Genomic DNA, 16,316 nt, shown 5'->3' with positions numbered 1-16,316 from the left:
TAAGGTGAAACTAATGGACTTGTTTAAAAAACAGGTTCTAAGTTTTCCCATTTTACATTCCATTTTCCATTTTTAGGAAAACCTGGGTTTTCTACAGAACATCCATCCCAACCCGCACACATCATGGCAACAGTTTGTAACAAACCTCCATTTCCTGGTAAATAAATTCGCAAACGATCATCCTGATAATTATGACCATTTTTAAGATAGGTGTTTTTCTGAACGTCTTTTAATAATAAATCTAAGGCCATTGCAGGTTTCCCTAAACGAACAGCAGACATAGAAGACATAGGATAATCCCATCCCCAAGTGTTAGGCCAATCCCATTTTTTAGCAATCACTTCTAAAGTAGCTTCCATTACTTTAGGATCAATTTTATCCCAATGAGGTAAAATACCATAAGCTCCTAAAACCATTGGATGGTCTCTCATTAATTCAACATCATTATAAGACTCTGTAGCTCCTTGAATTCCTAAATACAATCCTTCTGCTTGATCTGGAGTGGCAAGATTTAGTCTAACTTTTTCCCATTTTTCATTCTTAGGTTTCTCTAATCTTTTTAACCAATTTTGTGCAGTGGTTAATCCCCAATACCATTGTGCTAACTCAAAAGGAGGATTATAAGTTGTAGTTCTTTCCCAATGCTCTTGTGCGGGAATTAATGGAGGAGCAAGGTCAAATTGTTTTTTTTCTTCATTCCAAATTGGGAAATCAGCCATAAAGTTTGCTGTTTCTACAATTAATTTTTCGTATTTTTTTAGAGTTTCAGGGGATTTGTTTTGACGATACATTTGTTCTGCCAACCAAATAATATGCGGTTGTTGCCAAATTAAATAAGATCCTACAGATGATGGACTGTTTTGTCCATCAGGACCAATCATTTTTGGCCATCTTACTCCTTCGTATCCTTGATCTAGAGCCGTTTGTCTAGAACTTTCTAACATATCAAAATAATAGTCTAATTGTTGTTCTATTAAATCACCACGTTGCCATTGTGCAAAATGTGCTACATGCCACCAATGCATTTCTAAGTGAAATTTTCCAAACCAACTATTAAATGTTAAACCTGTTTCTGCCGGAGGTAAATCTCCTGTGCTTTGAATTTTAGTTAAGTATTGTGATAAAATCACTCTTCTTTCTAGTTCAGGAGCTCTTTCATCTGTACAAGCTCCAAAATCTACAAATCCACCTTTAGACCAATAACTGTGATAAGCTGTTTTACTATTTTCTTCGGTACTTTTAAAAGTTGGGACATTGTTAGTAATTTCATCAGGAGAAAACTGACAAGAAAACTGAATTTGATCTTCGTTTTTGTTTGATAATTTAAATTGATGTTTGTCTGTTTGAGTTATTTCTGAAGTTCCTTGCCAATCAATTTCTACAAAGTAATCATCGTTGTCAAGTTGTCTTTTTAGAGTGATGTTATTATTGTTTTGATCTATGATATCACTCTTATGAGTATCAATATTTTGCATATCAATTCCGCTACCTGTATGCGCAATTTTTGGTGCTGGAAAATTCCATTCTACAGAAAGTTGTCCTTTTTTAATTAAAGGGGACTTAACATTTACAGCTACCAAATCATTTTCTTGATGCGAGTAAACTTCTACATGAACAGGTTGGTTATCAAAAGTGAAATCTGAAGTGATTTTACCAGTCCATAAATCTAATTCGTGTGTTGGATTTTTAATATCAGAAAGAATTGCTTTGGTTCCATCAGCAAAATGTAAATCAAAACCAATCAATCCTAAATGAATTTTATGCGGGTTTTCTCTAAAATAATCACAAGCTTCTTTAGCTCTTTCATTGTCTTTTATTTGATGGCGATAAGGAACTTTTCTTCCTTCAACCTCAAAATATTTAAGGGTTTCATCCCAAGTATAATTTTCTGTGTTGGGTAAAGTATGCCATCCCCAGTTAGACATGGTTCCTAAGGAAACACCATTGTCATATTCCGCCCAAAAGGTTTGTAATCCAGTAATATCAGTAGTAAAAGTAAAATTTCCGTTTCCAACTGAAAGTGAAGCCAATGTATCGGCTTCTTTAATTACAACATTGTTACGGGTAACTACTTCTTTTCTGTTAATTAGTGCATCTTCTTTTTTAGAATTTGTACAAGCAATAATTCCTAAAACTAAAAGACCAAGGATTCCTTTTTTCATAGTTTGATGTTTTTAATACTTAATAACGAGGATTTTCTCCTGATTTTAAAAATAAAAGAATGACGATTGTTTTCCATCCTGTACCGTTAGGTGACTTTTATATAATTTGCTAAAACGACTATCAAAAGTAGGTTCTAAATGATTTAAAAAAGAGTAAAGTCGTACTGAAAACACATGAAAATTGTATGTATGGGACATAAAAAAAAGGGACTATAATAGTCCCTTCGAAAATTTAAAAAAAAGTGTTATTTAATGTTCAATTTTAATTGATAACCATTTTTCAAGTGTAGAAATAAACGCTTCTTTTTCAGAAGTATTCATTCCTTTAATTCTTGCATTACCATGATGTTTATCTTTTAAAATAAACCATTTGGAGTCTACTTTACTACTAAAAGGAACAGCGCTTGCAGTCCAAGTATCATTTCCTCCATAAATATATATAATGTGATTTCCTTTTTTCTTTAACCATTTGTTTGTTTTTTCTAATATTTCTCCATTAAAAGGTTCTTCCATTTTAAAAGTAAAAAATAAAGCCATTGGATTTTTATCTGTTGGTAAGTCAACCAATAAATCTTTAAATTCACTAGTTTCATAACCATAATATCCCATTTCGGTTGCTGCTTGGTAATAGTGAGAATTGTATTTTTCTATAGACTGATCACTAAAAAAAGTTAAATCACAAACTTCAATAAAGTATTTGGTAATATCTTCTATAGATGCTTTTTTAGATGGAATTTCATCACAACTAGCACCCCATTGCCAAAAAGAAAAAGGATACTCCATAACTGCATATTCAAAAGCTTCTCCAATAGTTAAATAAGAATATTTAGCACCAACACCCATGCTGTAGAATTTTAAAAGAGGTAATATTTTGTCACGGTTTTTTAATATTTGAATTTGAAAGTCTTTAATTTTTTGACGACATTCATCAGTACCAACAGTATTTAAGAATTCATAAATTCTAGGTTCTTCAAAAGTATTATTTATAGGAGCTACATAAGGCACGCTAACATCAACGTCATTAGGATAAAAATATCGATAAAAAATAGTTGTTGCTCCACCTTTACTAATTCCTGTACTAATCCATTTTTTAGGATAAATATCTTTAAAAAGTTCTTTTATATGATGTAAATCTGCAGTAGCTTGTTCTAAATTTAAGTATTTATAGTTTAGACTATCTGGCATACTTTCTCCAAAAAATCTATGTTCAACTAAAATTTGGTTGGCTTTTAATAAATCAGTTAACTCATAAATACCATTATTGTTAGCCTGATATCCAGCAGTAACAAGTACTGTTGGTTGATCAAAACTTTTGTGAGATAAATATACTTTTTGGTTAAAAAAACCTTTACTAGGATCATTATGATCAATAGGCTGCTTTACTTTTAAAACATAATTAGAATTGTAGTCTGTAGTATTTGAAATTTGTTGGTAGGTTACTTCTGGTAACAAGTTTAGATCATCCTTAATTTGATTTTTTTGTGCATGACCAGATATGGAAAGAAATAATAATAAATATAAAATAATACTCTTTTTCATGGGGCTTAAATGTGCTAAAAGTTAAAATGTTAATGTTGCTATAAAACTAGTTTAGTTCTTTTAATAAACAAAGTAAAACAGTAAGATTACTTTAGTGGTTCATAGTATTTTTAAATTCGATGTCTATTTTTTTACCCACTAAAAAAATGATGCCTATTTTTACCCTCAAATAATCAATAAATATGAAAGTTTCCATAGAGTTAACCTTATTACCACTACACGATAATTTTGAAGAACACATTATCAATTTTATAAAAAGATTAAGAGCCTCAGAATTTACAGTATTAGAAAATCCAATGAGTACTCAAGTTTATGGAGATTATGATAAAGTAATGCCATTCTTAACAGAGGAGATTAGAATATCATTTGAAAATCAAGAAAATGTTGTGGTGAATTTAAAAATGGTAAAGTCTGATAGAAGTAACTATGAACCACATTTTTAATTTTTTTTTAAGTGCCTATGAACATACTCCTGTTGGCGATATTGTTTTAGAAGCCATTGCATTTGTGTTTGGAATTGCCAGTGTGGTATATTCTAAAAAGGAAAATATTTTGGTGTATCCAGTAGGCTTGGTCGCCACGGTGATTACCGTTTATTTACTTTACAAAGCTCAGTATTTTGGAGATATGATGATGAATTTTTACTATTCAGTCATGAGTATTTATGGATGGTGGAACTGGTCAAGAAAGAAAAATAACGAAACAGTAGTTCCTATTTCTAGAACTACTGTTGCAGAAAAAATAATAGGAGTTCTACTAGTAATCATAACTATGGTTATTACCTATGAAGTGTATAAATATTTTGGATATGAAATTAAACCAGAGAATTATATAGATATTTTTACTTCTGGAATTTTCTTTACGGGAATGTGGTACATGGCCAAGAAAAAAATAGAAAATTGGACCTTGTGGATTTTTGCTGATTTAATTACAGTTCCTTTGTATGCTTACAGAGGTTTAGGAATGTTATCCTTACAATATCTTATTTTTACAATACTAGCCGTACAAGGTTATTTAGCATGGAAAAAAAGCTTAGACAAGAACCCAATAAACTAATTAAAATTGTGCTGTTTGGACCAGAATCTACAGGAAAAACAACACTTTCTCGTCAGCTAGCTGAATATTATAATACAGTTTGGGTACCAGAGTTTTCTAGAGATTATTTACAAGAAAAGTGGGATAAAGAGCATAAAGTTTGCGAAATAAAAGACATTGTTCCTATTGCTATTGGTCAGATGAAACTAGAAAATACTTTGGCGAAAAAAGCAAACAAAATTTTGATTTGTGATACAAATTTGCTTGAAACTAAAGTTTATTCAGAAGAGTATTATAGTGGTTTTGTAGATGAATGTGTTAAAAATGCAGCTATAGATAATCAATATAATTTGTATCTACTAACTTATATAGATGTTCCTTGGGAGGCTGATGATTTAAGAGATAGACCAGAACAAGCTGAAGAAATGTTTTTAGCTTTTGAAAATACTTTAAAAAAATATAAAAAACCTTACATTACTTTAAAAGGAGACAAAGAAACCCGTTTAAAAAAAGCAATTACAGAAATAAATAAATTGTTATAAAAAAGTAAATCAATAGGATGAATAAAGAAGAAATTATAAAAGAGTTAAACTTTAAAGCTACCAGAAGTTCTGGAGCAGGGGGACAACATGTAAATAAAGTTTCCTCTAAAGTAGAACTGACTTTTGATTTATCAAACTCTAATGCACTTTCTGATAAGGAAAAAGAATTATTGATAGAGAAATTATCCTCAAGATTAACCAAAGAAAATATTCTGATTTTATTTTGTGATGAAAGTAGGTCACAGCATAAAAATAAAGACCTTATTATTAAGAAGTTTTTGGAACTATTAAGTCAAAATTTAGTTCGCCCCAAAAAGCGAAGACCTACCAAACCGAGCATATCAGCTATTCAAAAAAGGATAGACAGTAAACAACGAAATGCAGAGAAGAAAAGTTTAAGAAAAAAGCCAAATCACGATTAAATAATAATTCACTTTTAGGTTTTTAGTTCATAAAATAGAGCGTATTTTTGCAGCGTTCTCATAAAGGGGTGCTAATTATAGTTCATTTGTTTTGGAGTGTGAATTTAGGTTGTTAAACCATGAATTTTAAACTGTAGAATTTAGAACTAAATAATGGCTGAGATCATACCCAACGAACCTAGAACAGGCAATGCTGTTTAGGGAAAAGAATATCATAAATAATGATATTCACAACAAATTATTCAAAATAACTACAGGAATAATTACCTCTTTTTATTCGTTTTAAAATTTTTAAAATGAAAAAAACATCTATTTTTTTATTCTTGTTTGCAAGTATTTTTGCAAACGCCCAGCGTTATACACTTTCAGGAAATGTAACCAATCAAAATAAAGAAGCTTTATTGGGAGCTACTGTTTTGGTTTTAGAAACTACTAAAGGAGTGTTAACAGATGTAAATGGAGAATTTACGACTCAGTTACCTAATGGAGACTATACTCTTCAAGTTTCTTATTTAGGGTATAACACCGTTTCTAAAGAGATTAAATTATCTAAAAACATTTTTATTCCGTTTGTTCTAGAACTAAGTTCAACAGTATTAGATGAGGTTTTGGTATCAGCAGTTAGGGTAAACTCAGACGTACCAGTAACTTTTTCTAATATTTCTAAAAAAGAATTAGAAAAACGTAATTTGGGACAAGATATTCCTGTTTTATTAAATTATATGCCATCGGTAGTTTCTTCATCAGATGCTGGAGCAGGAGTAGGATATACTTATATGAGTGTTCGTGGTTCTAACGGAGAACGTATCAATGTTACGGTAAATGGAATTCCTTATAACGATGCAGAAAGTCATGGGACTTTTTGGGTGAATTTAGGAGATTTTGCTTCTTCAACTCAAAATTTACAATTACAACGTGGAGTAGGAACATCAACCAATGGTTCTGGAGCTTTTGGAGCCAGTATTAATATTTTAACAGATGCGGTTTCTGACGAAGCTTCGGGAGAAATATCAAATTCTTTTGGATCTTATAATACTAGAAAGCATACCGTGAAATTTAGTACAGGAAAATTAAATGATCATATAGAAATTGCAGGACGGTTGTCTAATATTTATTCTGATGGTTATGTAGATAGAGCCTATGCAGATTTAAAATCGTTTTATTTACAAGCAAGTTATACAGATGAAAATACGTTGATTAAAGCGATTACATTTGGAGGTAAAGAAAAAACATACCAGGCTTGGGAAGGATTAACAGCCAAACAATTAGAAGATGATAGGAGACAAAATCCTTATACCTATGATAATGAAGTGGATGATTATGCTCAAAACCATTATCAATTGCATTGGAATGAAAAATTAAACGATAACTGGTCAACAAATGTTGCTTTAAACTATACCAAAGGTGCTGGTTTTTTTGAACAATATAAAGCAGGAGAAGATGCAGCTGATTTTAATAATTTAATAGTTGATGGTAGTGATGCAATTGTTAGACGTTGGTTAGATAATGACTTTTATGTAGCTAATTTTAACACCAATTATAAAACCAAGGATGTCAATTTTATTACTGGAGTTTCTTATTCAAATTATTCAGGAAATCATTTTGGAGAAGTAACTTGGGGAAGTGATTTAGCTGCTAATACAAACATTAGGGATAAGTACTATGAATCTGATGCTAAAAAAACAGATTTTTCGCTTTTTGCCAAAGCAACGTTTAGCTTAACTGAACAATTATCTGCTTATGCAGATTTACAAGGACGTTTTGTAAACTATAAAACAAAAGGAATTACTTCTGATATTGTTCCAATTGATGTAGATGCAAATTTTAATTTCTTTAATCCAAAATTTGGATTTACTTATAAAATGAACCCTCAAAATAGTTTTTATACCTCTGTTGCAGTAGCGAATAGAGAACCTAATAGGAATGATTTTGAAGGAGGCGTTAGTACTCACGAAACCCTTTATGATTATGAATTAGGATGGAGAGCCAATAATAAAATAGTTAAAGTAAATACCAACCTTTTTTATATGGACTATAAGAATCAATTAGTGTTAACAGGAGCTATTGATGGAGTAGGATCTCCTATTAGAGCTACTTCAGGTAAAAGTTATAGATTAGGTTTAGAGGTTGATGCAAGTATTCAGATATCCAAAGAACTATCATTTAAACCAAATGCAGCAATAAGTACTAATAAAAACAGAGATTTTATTGCTAGTATTGATGGAGTTTTACAAAACTTGGGAAATACTAATATTTCATTTTCACCAGATGTTATTTTTGGTAGTGTTTTTACTTATCAACCAACTAATAATTTTCAAATTTCATATTTATCAAAATATGTAGGAAAACAATACATGAGTAATTTAGATAGTAAAGTAACAACAGCTGATGTATTAAATGATTATTACAAGAGTGATATAAATGTTACCTATGCTATAGAAACTTCTGAAATTTTTAATTCGATCGTATTCTCAGCTTTGATAAACAATATTTTTAATGAACGATATGTAGATAGAGGATATTATTACACCTATGATGATGATTGGTCAGATCCGAATGCTGTTACCACTTTAGATGGTGCCGGATATTACCCACAAGCGACTAGAAACTTTTTAGTAGGAGTTACTTTAAAGTTTTAATAAATATTATACATTAAAAAAAATCCGATCATAGTACTATGATCGGATTTTTTGTAGAGTTTATTTTTTAATTAATCTCCTTGTCTTTGTATAAAATCAGGAAATCCACTTTTTGTCCATTTTATGGCTCTTGCTCTGGTAGCACGGTTTGGATCTGATAATTCAGCTCCTTCAATTTCTCTATAATCTCTTGCATGGTAAATCATAATATCTGTTTTTCCATCTTCAGAAGTTGTAAAAGAATTATGACCTGGTCCATATCTTTTTACATCAGCGTTAGAATAAAAAACTGGTGATGGAGATTTATGCCAATTATTAGGATCTAATAAATCTTCATTTTCATCAATCCACAATAGACCTACTGCATAATTATCATTAGTAGCACTGGCTGAATATGTTACAAATATTTTACCATTTTTCTTAATAACTGCAGGCCCTTCGTTAACATTATATTTAACTCTTTCCCAACTAAATTCAGGATCAGTAATTACTACTTCTTTACCTTTTAAAGTAGTAGGGTTTTTCATTTCTGACATAACTAATGAAGTTCCATCTGCTCCATTATTAAGGTTTTGTGCCCAAATTAAATATCTTTTTCCTTTGTGTTCAAAAGTAGTGGCATCTAAAGAAAAAGATTCTAGTTCTGTTTTAATTTGCCCTTCTTCTTTCCATTCCCCTTCCATTGGATTTTTTGATGAATTTGATAGAGCCCACATTCTTATGTTCCAAACATTTTCAGCTTCTCCTGCCGCAAAATAGATATACCATTTTCCGTCAATCTTGTGTAGTTCTGGAGCCCAAATATGATGACCCATCACACCTTTTTTATGTTTTGTCCAAACAGTTTTTTCCTGTGCATCTTTTAATCCATTAATACTTGTGGCTTTTCTGATTACGATTTTATCATAATTAGGAACGGTTGCAATTAAGTAATAAATACCATCATCCGTTTTAAATACCCATGGATCTGCACGTTGCTCTGCAATAGGATTATTAAATTTTTGGTCTTGAGAATAACCATGATTTGAAAACAATAAAACTACACTTAGTAGCCAAAACATTTTAAGAAATTTCATGTATGCTTATTTAAAATTTTAGTAAATATATTAAAAAACAAATATAAATGTGTTTTTAACATTTGTTTTTAGTTAGTCAAATTTATTTAAAAAGATATTACAAGTATTATGCCTTTATTCTTTAAAAGTATTTAAGAGATCTATTATAATTGTGTGTTTTTAAAATAAATTTTAAATAGTATTATTTATATCTTTATTGTTAAGATTTTTTTCAAGTACATATACACTTTAGTTTTAACTAAACCGTATTATTTGAAATAGTTTATAAACAGAAAATGGAAAATTTTATTAAATAAACAACGCCCTTTGTGATCATTACAAAGGGCGTTTTAGTTTGATTCTGTTTTGAACTTATCTATTCAATAATTTTTTAGAAACTTTATAAGTAGCAGCATATAAAAATCCTTTTTGTTTGTTTTTTAAGGTTTTAAAAACGCCTTTGTACCAAGTGGGATCCGTGGCTTTTTTCTTAAAAGTTTCGTGATGTGCAGAAGTTCCAGCTTCTCCATTTAATGCCGATTTGATATCATAAATGGCAATTCCATAATGTTCTGCTTTATTTAAAATTTCTGAAAAACCTTCTTCAGAAAAATACAACGTATCAGGATCATTTTCTACAGTATAAGTGGGTTGTGTATTGTATACATTTTGGGCTAAAAATTCTTTTTGTGTCATAATTTTATGTGTTTTTTATTAGCCACTCGCTAGTTTTATTAGTTTTTTGGAAAATATTTAGGAATTAAGTCCTTTAGTTTGTTTAAGGTTTTTGTTACAGTTAATTCACTCATTCCACCAGAAGCATTTGCATGTCCGCCACCATTAAAATGTTCTGTTGCCAAAACATTTACAGGGTTTTCGGTTCCCTTAGATCGGAAAGATATTTTCATGATTCCGTCTCTTTCGGTAAAAACAATGGCAGCTTTCATTCCTTTGATAGACAATATTAAATTAGCCAAACTATCAGTATCTCCTTTTTTATAATTGTATTTGGCCAATTCTTCTTTAGATAAAGAGATAATAGCCACGTTGTAGTCGTACAAAATTTCTAATTTTTCACTCATAGCATATCCTTGTAAGCGTAAACGACTTTCTGTATTATTGTCATTTAATTTTTCGTGAATAAGATGGTGTTCTACTCCGGCAGCTAGTATTTTAGCTAAAATTTCATGAGTTCTTGGTTGTACAGAATTGAATCTAAAACTACCAGTATCTGTTAAAATTCCTAAGTATAAAGGCGTTCCAATTTTTTCATCTAACAAATCTCCATGTCCAGATTGTTCAATCAGTTCTACAATGAGTTGGGAAGTAGAGCATACTGTTGTTTCTGAAACGGTTAAGAAAGGAAATTCTTCAGGGTTTAAATGGTGATCAATCATGATTTTTTTACAAGTAGCTTGTTCTAGTAATACTTGCATTTCTGGTCCAACACGATTGGTTGCATTGTAATCTAAGCAGAAAATTAAATCAGCTTCTTCAAAAGCATTGGTTACTTTTTCAGGGGTTTCTTCCATCAATAAAATAGAAGAAGTATCCATCCAATATAAAAAATCAGGAGCTTTATCAGGGTGACAAATCACAGCTGATTTTCCTAATTTTTCTATAAAATATAACAAACCTAAAGAAGATCCTATAGAATCTCCATCGGCAGATTTGTGTGCTGTTATCACGATATGAGAAGCAGCTTGTATTTCTGCTTCAATTTGTTGATAAATATTCATGTTGTATTTGGGTAAAGTGCTCTTTTTGAAGAGTTAGTGAAAATATAATTATTATCAAGAGGGAATTACTTTTTACTTGTCCATCTTAATTTTTTCCAAGCGATTTGTGCTTCTTTGCTAAGAAAAGTCCAAGCAATAATTTGGCTTGATTTGTTCCCGACTCCCATTGGGATGATTTTTGTTTGTGTGGCTCCTAATTCTCCCAAGAATTCAACCATTCCTTTTTGGTTAGATTGTTTGCTAACTAGGGCAGAAAACCAAAAACAGTTTTCAGCAAATTTTTTACTTTCTTTTACATATTTCTGTAAAAAACCGGTTTCTCCACCATCATAAATAAGTTCTTCTTTAATTTCTGAAACTCTGTAAGGAGCATTTTTTTTATGAGTTCCTTTTATAGCATCTTCTAAAGAAGCATATAAAGGCGGATTACATATAGAAAGATCTACTTTTTCTTCTTTGTCTATAATTCCGTAAAAAAAGTCTTTCTTAGTTCCTTGTAATCTACAAGTAATCTTGTTTTTTAAAGCATCATTTTTACTAACTATTGATTGAGCGGAGATGATAGCATTTTCATCAATGTCAGAACCTATAAAATTCCAGTTGTATTCTGTAACTCCAATAATGGGATAAATACAGGTTGCCCCCATTCCAATATCATAACAAGTAATCTTATTTCCAGAAGGTAATTGACCAAAATTACTTTCTACTAAAACATCAGCCATGTGGTGAATGTAATCTGCTTTGTTCGGGATTGATGGACACAAATAATCATCAGAAAAGTCCCAGTTTTTTATACCATAATAGTACTGTAGTAAGGATTTGTTAAGTAATTTTATAGCTATTGGATTTGAAAAATCTACAGTATCTTCTCCTTTAATATTAGGTTTAATGTAGTTTTTCAATTCTGGATTGACAGCAATTAAAGCCTTTAAATCATATCGTTCTTTGTTTTTATTACGAGAATGAATTTTATTTTTAATGCGTTTTGGTTTCTCTTTAGACATGATTTTTTATTTCAAAAGATTATATTATTTAAGTAATAAATAATCTTAAAAGGTTTAAGTTGCTAGCAAAGATACACAAAGCAATGCGGTTAACAGTACGCTAGGGTGATAACTAAATCATGCAAGGAGGGAAGTATTAATTTCTAAGAGATGCTAAAAAAGTAGTTGTTAAAGGTTTTTCTATAAACCCAATAATATTTTCATTGGTTTTTACCTTTTCTAAATCAGAAGGTTCCACAGATGAAGATAGCATGTAGATTTGTAAATTTTGCTTAACACTTAGTTCTGCCTGATTTATTTGCTCTATAAATTCCCATCCTGTCATCTCGGGCATATTAATATCAAGAAACAAGAAAGATTTTTTTGTTAAATGATTTAATATAAATTCAAGACCTTTTACAGGATTTGTATAATGGGTAACTTCTGCTTCCGGATATTCTATGCGGATTATTCTTTCATTAATAAAATTACTAATGTTGTCATCATCTATTAATATAAAAGACATATTCATTACTCTTGTTGATTTTTTTAATTTTTAAATTCTATTTTGAACTCTGTTCCTACATTAACTTTACTTTTTATAGAAATATGTCCGCCTAATGTTTCTACTTGTGTTTTAACCATGTATAACCCCATTCCTTTACCGTCTGTGTGAAAATGAAATCTTTTATATAATCCAAAAACTTGTTCTCCTTTTTTTTCTAAATCTATTCCAAGACCATTGTCTTTATAAACAATTTCAAATCCATTTTCAGTTAAATTACTTTTAATTTCTATAATTGGATTTCTATTAGAATGTTTATACTTAATACTGTTACTTATTAAATTATAAAATATACTATACAAATAACTTTTGATGGTAAAGAATTCATTTTTTGCTGAAAAATCAATGATGAATTTAACATTTTCTTGCGAAATTAAATTAGAAATACTTAATTTAATTTCTGATAATACTCCTGTAAAGTTAATTAAATCTTTATTTTCATTAACTTCTCTTTTCATTTGTAAAATTTGATTTAAGTCTTTAATTACAACATCTAATCCATGAACGGATTTGCTTAAACCTAATAATAATTCATTGTCTTTAGAAATTAACTCTGAGTGTTCTAATAAACTACTAATACCTATAATATTGGCTACTGGAGCACGAAGATTGTGTGAAACGATATAAGAAAATTGCTCTAAATCTCTATTTCTTTGTACCAAATCATCAATAATTGTTTTTCGTTCTTGTTCTAGCTTTTTTCTAGAGGTGATATCACGGATAATTTTAGATGCTCCTATGACTTTTCCAAATTCATCAACAATAGGAGAGATTTTTAAAGATACATTAATAATAGTACCATCTTTCTTTACTCTTAACGTTTCAAAATGGTCTACGGATTGTCCTAATTTTATATTTTCAGAAAGGATATCTTCTTCATAATAAAAATTCTTAGGAATTAATTTGTATACTGATTTTCCAATAATTTCTTCAGAGGAATATCCAAATATTTTTTCAGCTCCATGGTTCCATGAGGTAATGAAATTATTATTAGTATTACTAATAATAGCATCATCTGAAGAGTTAATAATTAAGGCTGATAATGCTAGTTTTTCCTCAGATTTTATACGTTCAGTAACATCTTTAAAACTAATAACAATAGCATTGTTACTATTGTTTTTTTTCATGTTTATAATAGTTCCTTCTATCCATATCCAATGTCCTTTTTTATGTTGTAAACGTAGTTTAAAAACCTCAAACTTATTTGTAATTTTGGGTAGTCTTTTTAAATCTTCTAAAGCTTTAGGTCTATCTTCTTCATGAATCATGCTCATAAAGTCTAGATCTTTAAGTTCTTTGTCAGCATAGCCCGTAATTTTTTTATTTGTAGGACTTCTATAAGTAACTTTAAAATCTTTATCCATCACTATAATTCCATCAGTAATATTTTCAGTGATGTTTCTGTATTTTTCTTCGCTTTTTAATAATTTAATTTTTGCTTGTTTTTCTGTTGAAATATCGGTGGCAAAAATTATGATTTGTCTAGTTTCTCCATCAATAGTCATTGGTACAAAACGAGAACGTACCCAAGCTCCTGTTTCTATAATATTTTCAATCTCTTGATTTTCACCAGTTTCAAAACATTTAATAATTGCCTTTTTAGCAATTTCTCTACTTTCTACAGGAAGTACTTCTATACAATCCCTACCGATTAGTTCTTCCTTTGTATATTGTCTTCCTCTGTTTATTCTTTCAATTTTAAAGTTCTTATTTACAATAAGAATAATATCTGGGGCGTTATAAAATTGATAATTTATTAATTCAGTAGCTTTTTTACTTTCAGTAATATCACGTCCAATAGAATAAAATTTTCCTGTTTCTTCATCTGGAAATACATTCCATTCTATCCATATATATTCTCCATTTTTTTTACGTTGCCTAATTTGGAAATTATTGGTAATCTCTCCAGAGGAAAGTCTATCAACTTCATTTTTTGAAATAATAATTTCATTAGGATGAATGGTATCGTAAAAGGAATTGTTTAGAAATTCTTTTTCGGAATAGCCTAAGGTTTTAATCATTTGTGGGTTCACAATTTCGCAGTCCCCATCTTTGTTTGAAATATTTAAAAAATCGTTGCTATTTTGAAAAAAATGTTTGTACTGTTTTAATTTGTTCTCTAACTCTTTTTGTTCCGTAATATCTTTATTTAAACCAATCATTTTAATTGGTTTACCTTCCGAATTACTTATAGCCAGTGCATCTGCTTTAATATGTACAATTGCTCCATTTTCTTTAATAATTCTAAAAGAAGTGTTTAATTTATTTTGATTGTTAACAGCTTCAAATATTTCTTTTATTGTTTTTTCTTTATCATCAGGGTGTAAAAAATTTGTCCATGCTTCAAATTTATGTTCTATGTTTTTTTTAGAAACCCCATATATTTTATACATCTTACTATCCCAAATAATAGAATTGTCTGCAAGATTCCATTCCCAAATACCAATTTGAGCAGCATCTAATGATAGTTGTAACCTATTTTCACTTATTTCTATTCTTTTTTTAGCAGAAATTAATTCTTCTTCAATTAATTTTCTTTCGGTAATGTCTTGGCATGTACCAAAAACACTATTAATTTCTCCATTAACATTCTTTATAACTTTCCATCGTTCTTCAACATATTTTAAATTTCCTTTAGAGGTTATAATTCTGTGTTCAATAGAGTTATAACCCTTAGAGTTTATTAAAGAGTCATTAAATACTTTTTCTACTATTTGTTTATCTTCTGGATGAACAAAGCTTAAAAAGGATTGATGGGTAGGATTAAAGGATTCAAAATCTAATTCAAAAATATTAAAAGTTTCTTCTGACCAAATAACATTTAGGGTAGTTAAATCTGTTTCCCAACTTCCTATTTTGGCTGCTTTCTGTGCTTCAATTAATTTTGACTCGCTGTTTCTTAGTTCTTCTTCTGCTATTTTACGTTGAGTAATATTTTCTGTAAGCATTACAATACCACCAACTTCTTGTGCAATATTATACCAAGGTCGTACTTCCCATTTTATCCAGTCAATACTTCCATCAAGTCTTTTAAAAGAATCTTCCTCTTTTTTCTCAATATTTCCTTGTAAACAATGTTGATGAATATCTTTCCACTCTTGACTTATTTCAGGAAAAACATCATAATGAGATCTGCCTATTATTTGTTGTCCTGATAATTTGTAATCTTCAACCCATTTATTGCTTACAGATAAGTATCTCATATCATTATCAAACATTGCGATAGCAGCAGGGCTATTTTCAATAAAAACTGTTTGGTAATTTATGTAATCTGTTGCTGTGTGAGTAACTAAATTTTTATTGCTTTTAATTACTTCCGTTTGTATTAAAACAGCATCAGGATGGATATAGGTGTATTTAATATTTAATTTGTTTTCAAAAGTGGATTTCTCTTTAAAACATTTTTTTAAATCAGCTAATATATTTGGTTGGTCTTTATAAAAGACAGAAGCTTTTGTGTGTAAACAATCTTTAAGAGTATCTCCTTCAACATTCAATGAAGCTGTATTGAAATCCATCAATTCAAAATCATTTTTATTTTTTACCCAGGTATAACTAGGTATGGGAATACTTTGAAAAATAGCATTGAGTCTTTTTAAATTATTCTCAGTATTTTTATTTGTTCCCATTTTACT

Annotated in this window: 13 protein-coding genes; 5 read left to right on the top strand and 8 right to left on the bottom strand. The window is 29.7% G+C overall.

All coding sequences use genetic code 11. The features are described 5' to 3' along the window. Positions 1 to 23: 23 nt before the first annotated feature. A complete protein-coding gene (locus tag BUB70_RS05205; protein WP_073119038.1) occupies positions 24 to 2,162 on the bottom strand; it encodes a hypothetical protein in 2,139 nt (712 codons plus the stop codon). A 249-nt stretch (positions 2,163 to 2,411) separates the two neighbouring features. Beyond that, positions 2,412 to 3,701 carry a S28 family serine protease gene (locus tag BUB70_RS05200; RefSeq protein WP_073119036.1) on the bottom strand — a complete coding sequence of 430 codons (1,290 nt, stop codon included), beginning with the start codon at positions 3,699 to 3,701 and terminating at the stop codon, positions 2,412 to 2,414. A 182-nt stretch (positions 3,702 to 3,883) separates the two neighbouring features. Between BUB70_RS05200 and BUB70_RS05195 the strand changes: the two genes are divergently transcribed. The 5 genes from BUB70_RS05195 to BUB70_RS05175 all read left to right on the top strand — a co-directional run bounded on the left by BUB70_RS05195 (position 3,884) and on the right by BUB70_RS05175 (position 8,339). Further along, positions 3,884 to 4,144: a thiamine-binding protein gene (locus BUB70_RS05195; protein ID WP_073119034.1), complete on the top strand. Its 261-nt coding sequence runs from the start codon at positions 3,884 to 3,886 to the stop codon at positions 4,142 to 4,144. Next, positions 4,128 to 4,757: a nicotinamide riboside transporter PnuC gene (pnuC, locus tag BUB70_RS05190; protein ID WP_073119032.1), complete on the top strand. Its 630-nt coding sequence runs from the start codon at positions 4,128 to 4,130 to the stop codon at positions 4,755 to 4,757. Before BUB70_RS05195 ends, pnuC begins: the two co-directional genes overlap by 17 nt. Beyond that, the gene (locus tag BUB70_RS05185) at positions 4,721 to 5,278 is read left to right on the top strand and encodes an AAA family ATPase (protein ID WP_073119030.1); all 558 of its coding nucleotides are present in this window, start codon (positions 4,721 to 4,723) and stop codon (positions 5,276 to 5,278) included. The genes pnuC and BUB70_RS05185 overlap by 37 nt, the downstream gene beginning before the upstream one ends. Before the next feature lie 17 nt (positions 5,279 to 5,295). Further along, positions 5,296 to 5,700 (top strand): alternative ribosome rescue aminoacyl-tRNA hydrolase ArfB, encoded by a 405-nt coding sequence (arfB, locus tag BUB70_RS05180; RefSeq protein ID WP_073119027.1) that lies wholly within the window; start codon positions 5,296 to 5,298, stop codon positions 5,698 to 5,700. Between the two features lie 296 nt (positions 5,701 to 5,996). After that, complete coding sequence (locus BUB70_RS05175; RefSeq protein WP_073119025.1) at positions 5,997 to 8,339, top strand: TonB-dependent receptor; 2,343 nt, start codon at positions 5,997 to 5,999, stop codon at positions 8,337 to 8,339. A 71-nt stretch (positions 8,340 to 8,410) separates the two neighbouring features. On the opposite strand, the gene BUB70_RS05170 is transcribed toward BUB70_RS05175, so the two are convergent. The 6 genes from BUB70_RS05170 to BUB70_RS05145 form a co-directional block, all read right to left on the bottom strand. Next, positions 8,411 to 9,415 (bottom strand): glycoside hydrolase family 43 protein, encoded by a 1,005-nt coding sequence (locus BUB70_RS05170; RefSeq protein WP_073119023.1) that lies wholly within the window; start codon positions 9,413 to 9,415, stop codon positions 8,411 to 8,413. 351 nt (positions 9,416 to 9,766) lie between these two features. Then, positions 9,767 to 10,090, bottom strand: a complete 324-nt coding sequence (locus BUB70_RS05165) for a hypothetical protein (RefSeq protein WP_073119020.1) — start codon at positions 10,088 to 10,090, stop codon at positions 9,767 to 9,769. A 38-nt stretch (positions 10,091 to 10,128) separates the two neighbouring features. After that, positions 10,129 to 11,133: a DHH family phosphoesterase gene (locus BUB70_RS05160; protein WP_073119018.1), complete on the bottom strand. Its 1,005-nt coding sequence runs from the start codon at positions 11,131 to 11,133 to the stop codon at positions 10,129 to 10,131. A 65-nt stretch (positions 11,134 to 11,198) separates the two neighbouring features. Then, a complete protein-coding gene (gene rlmF / locus BUB70_RS05155; RefSeq protein ID WP_073119016.1) occupies positions 11,199 to 12,137 on the bottom strand; it encodes a 23S rRNA (adenine(1618)-N(6))-methyltransferase RlmF in 939 nt (312 codons plus the stop codon). Positions 12,138 to 12,273: 136 nt separating this feature from the next. Then, on the bottom strand, positions 12,274 to 12,642 hold the full coding sequence (locus tag BUB70_RS05150; protein ID WP_159431412.1) for a response regulator: 369 nt from the start codon (positions 12,640 to 12,642) through the stop codon (positions 12,274 to 12,276). Positions 12,643 to 12,665: 23 nt separating this feature from the next. Beyond that, positions 12,666 to 16,310 (bottom strand): PAS domain S-box protein, encoded by a 3,645-nt coding sequence (locus tag BUB70_RS05145; RefSeq protein WP_073119012.1) that lies wholly within the window; start codon positions 16,308 to 16,310, stop codon positions 12,666 to 12,668. Positions 16,311 to 16,316: the final 6 nt, after the last annotated feature.

Origin of the sequence: Wenyingzhuangia marina (assembly GCF_900130035.1) — a bacterium.
Lineage (GTDB): Bacteria > Bacteroidota > Bacteroidia > Flavobacteriales > Flavobacteriaceae > Wenyingzhuangia > Wenyingzhuangia marina.
This window is presented reverse-complemented; position numbering and strand designations above follow the sequence as displayed.

Excerpts from the sequence above, each read along its gene's own strand:
- BUB70_RS05205 (WP_073119038.1), bottom strand. The coding sequence starts at position 2,162 with ATGAAAAAAGGAATCCTTGGTCTTTTAGTTTTAGGAATTATTGCTTGT.
- BUB70_RS05200 (WP_073119036.1), bottom strand. The coding sequence starts at position 3,701 with ATGAAAAAGAGTATTATTTTATATTTATTATTATTTCTTTCCATATCT.
- BUB70_RS05195 (WP_073119034.1), top strand. The coding sequence starts at position 3,884 with ATGAAAGTTTCCATAGAGTTAACCTTATTACCACTACACGATAATTTT.
- pnuC (WP_073119032.1), top strand. The coding sequence starts at position 4,128 with ATGAACCACATTTTTAATTTTTTTTTAAGTGCCTATGAACATACTCCT.
- BUB70_RS05185 (WP_073119030.1), top strand. The coding sequence starts at position 4,721 with ATGGAAAAAAAGCTTAGACAAGAACCCAATAAACTAATTAAAATTGTG.
- arfB (WP_073119027.1), top strand. The coding sequence starts at position 5,296 with ATGAATAAAGAAGAAATTATAAAAGAGTTAAACTTTAAAGCTACCAGA.
- BUB70_RS05175 (WP_073119025.1), top strand. The coding sequence starts at position 5,997 with ATGAAAAAAACATCTATTTTTTTATTCTTGTTTGCAAGTATTTTTGCA.
- BUB70_RS05170 (WP_073119023.1), bottom strand. The coding sequence starts at position 9,415 with ATGAAATTTCTTAAAATGTTTTGGCTACTAAGTGTAGTTTTATTGTTT.
- BUB70_RS05165 (WP_073119020.1), bottom strand. The coding sequence starts at position 10,090 with ATGACACAAAAAGAATTTTTAGCCCAAAATGTATACAATACACAACCC.
- BUB70_RS05160 (WP_073119018.1), bottom strand. The coding sequence starts at position 11,133 with ATGAATATTTATCAACAAATTGAAGCAGAAATACAAGCTGCTTCTCAT.
- rlmF (WP_073119016.1), bottom strand. The coding sequence starts at position 12,137 with ATGTCTAAAGAGAAACCAAAACGCATTAAAAATAAAATTCATTCTCGT.
- BUB70_RS05150 (WP_159431412.1), bottom strand. The coding sequence starts at position 12,642 with ATGTCTTTTATATTAATAGATGATGACAACATTAGTAATTTTATTAAT.
- BUB70_RS05145 (WP_073119012.1), bottom strand. The coding sequence starts at position 16,310 with ATGGGAACAAATAAAAATACTGAGAATAATTTAAAAAGACTCAATGCT.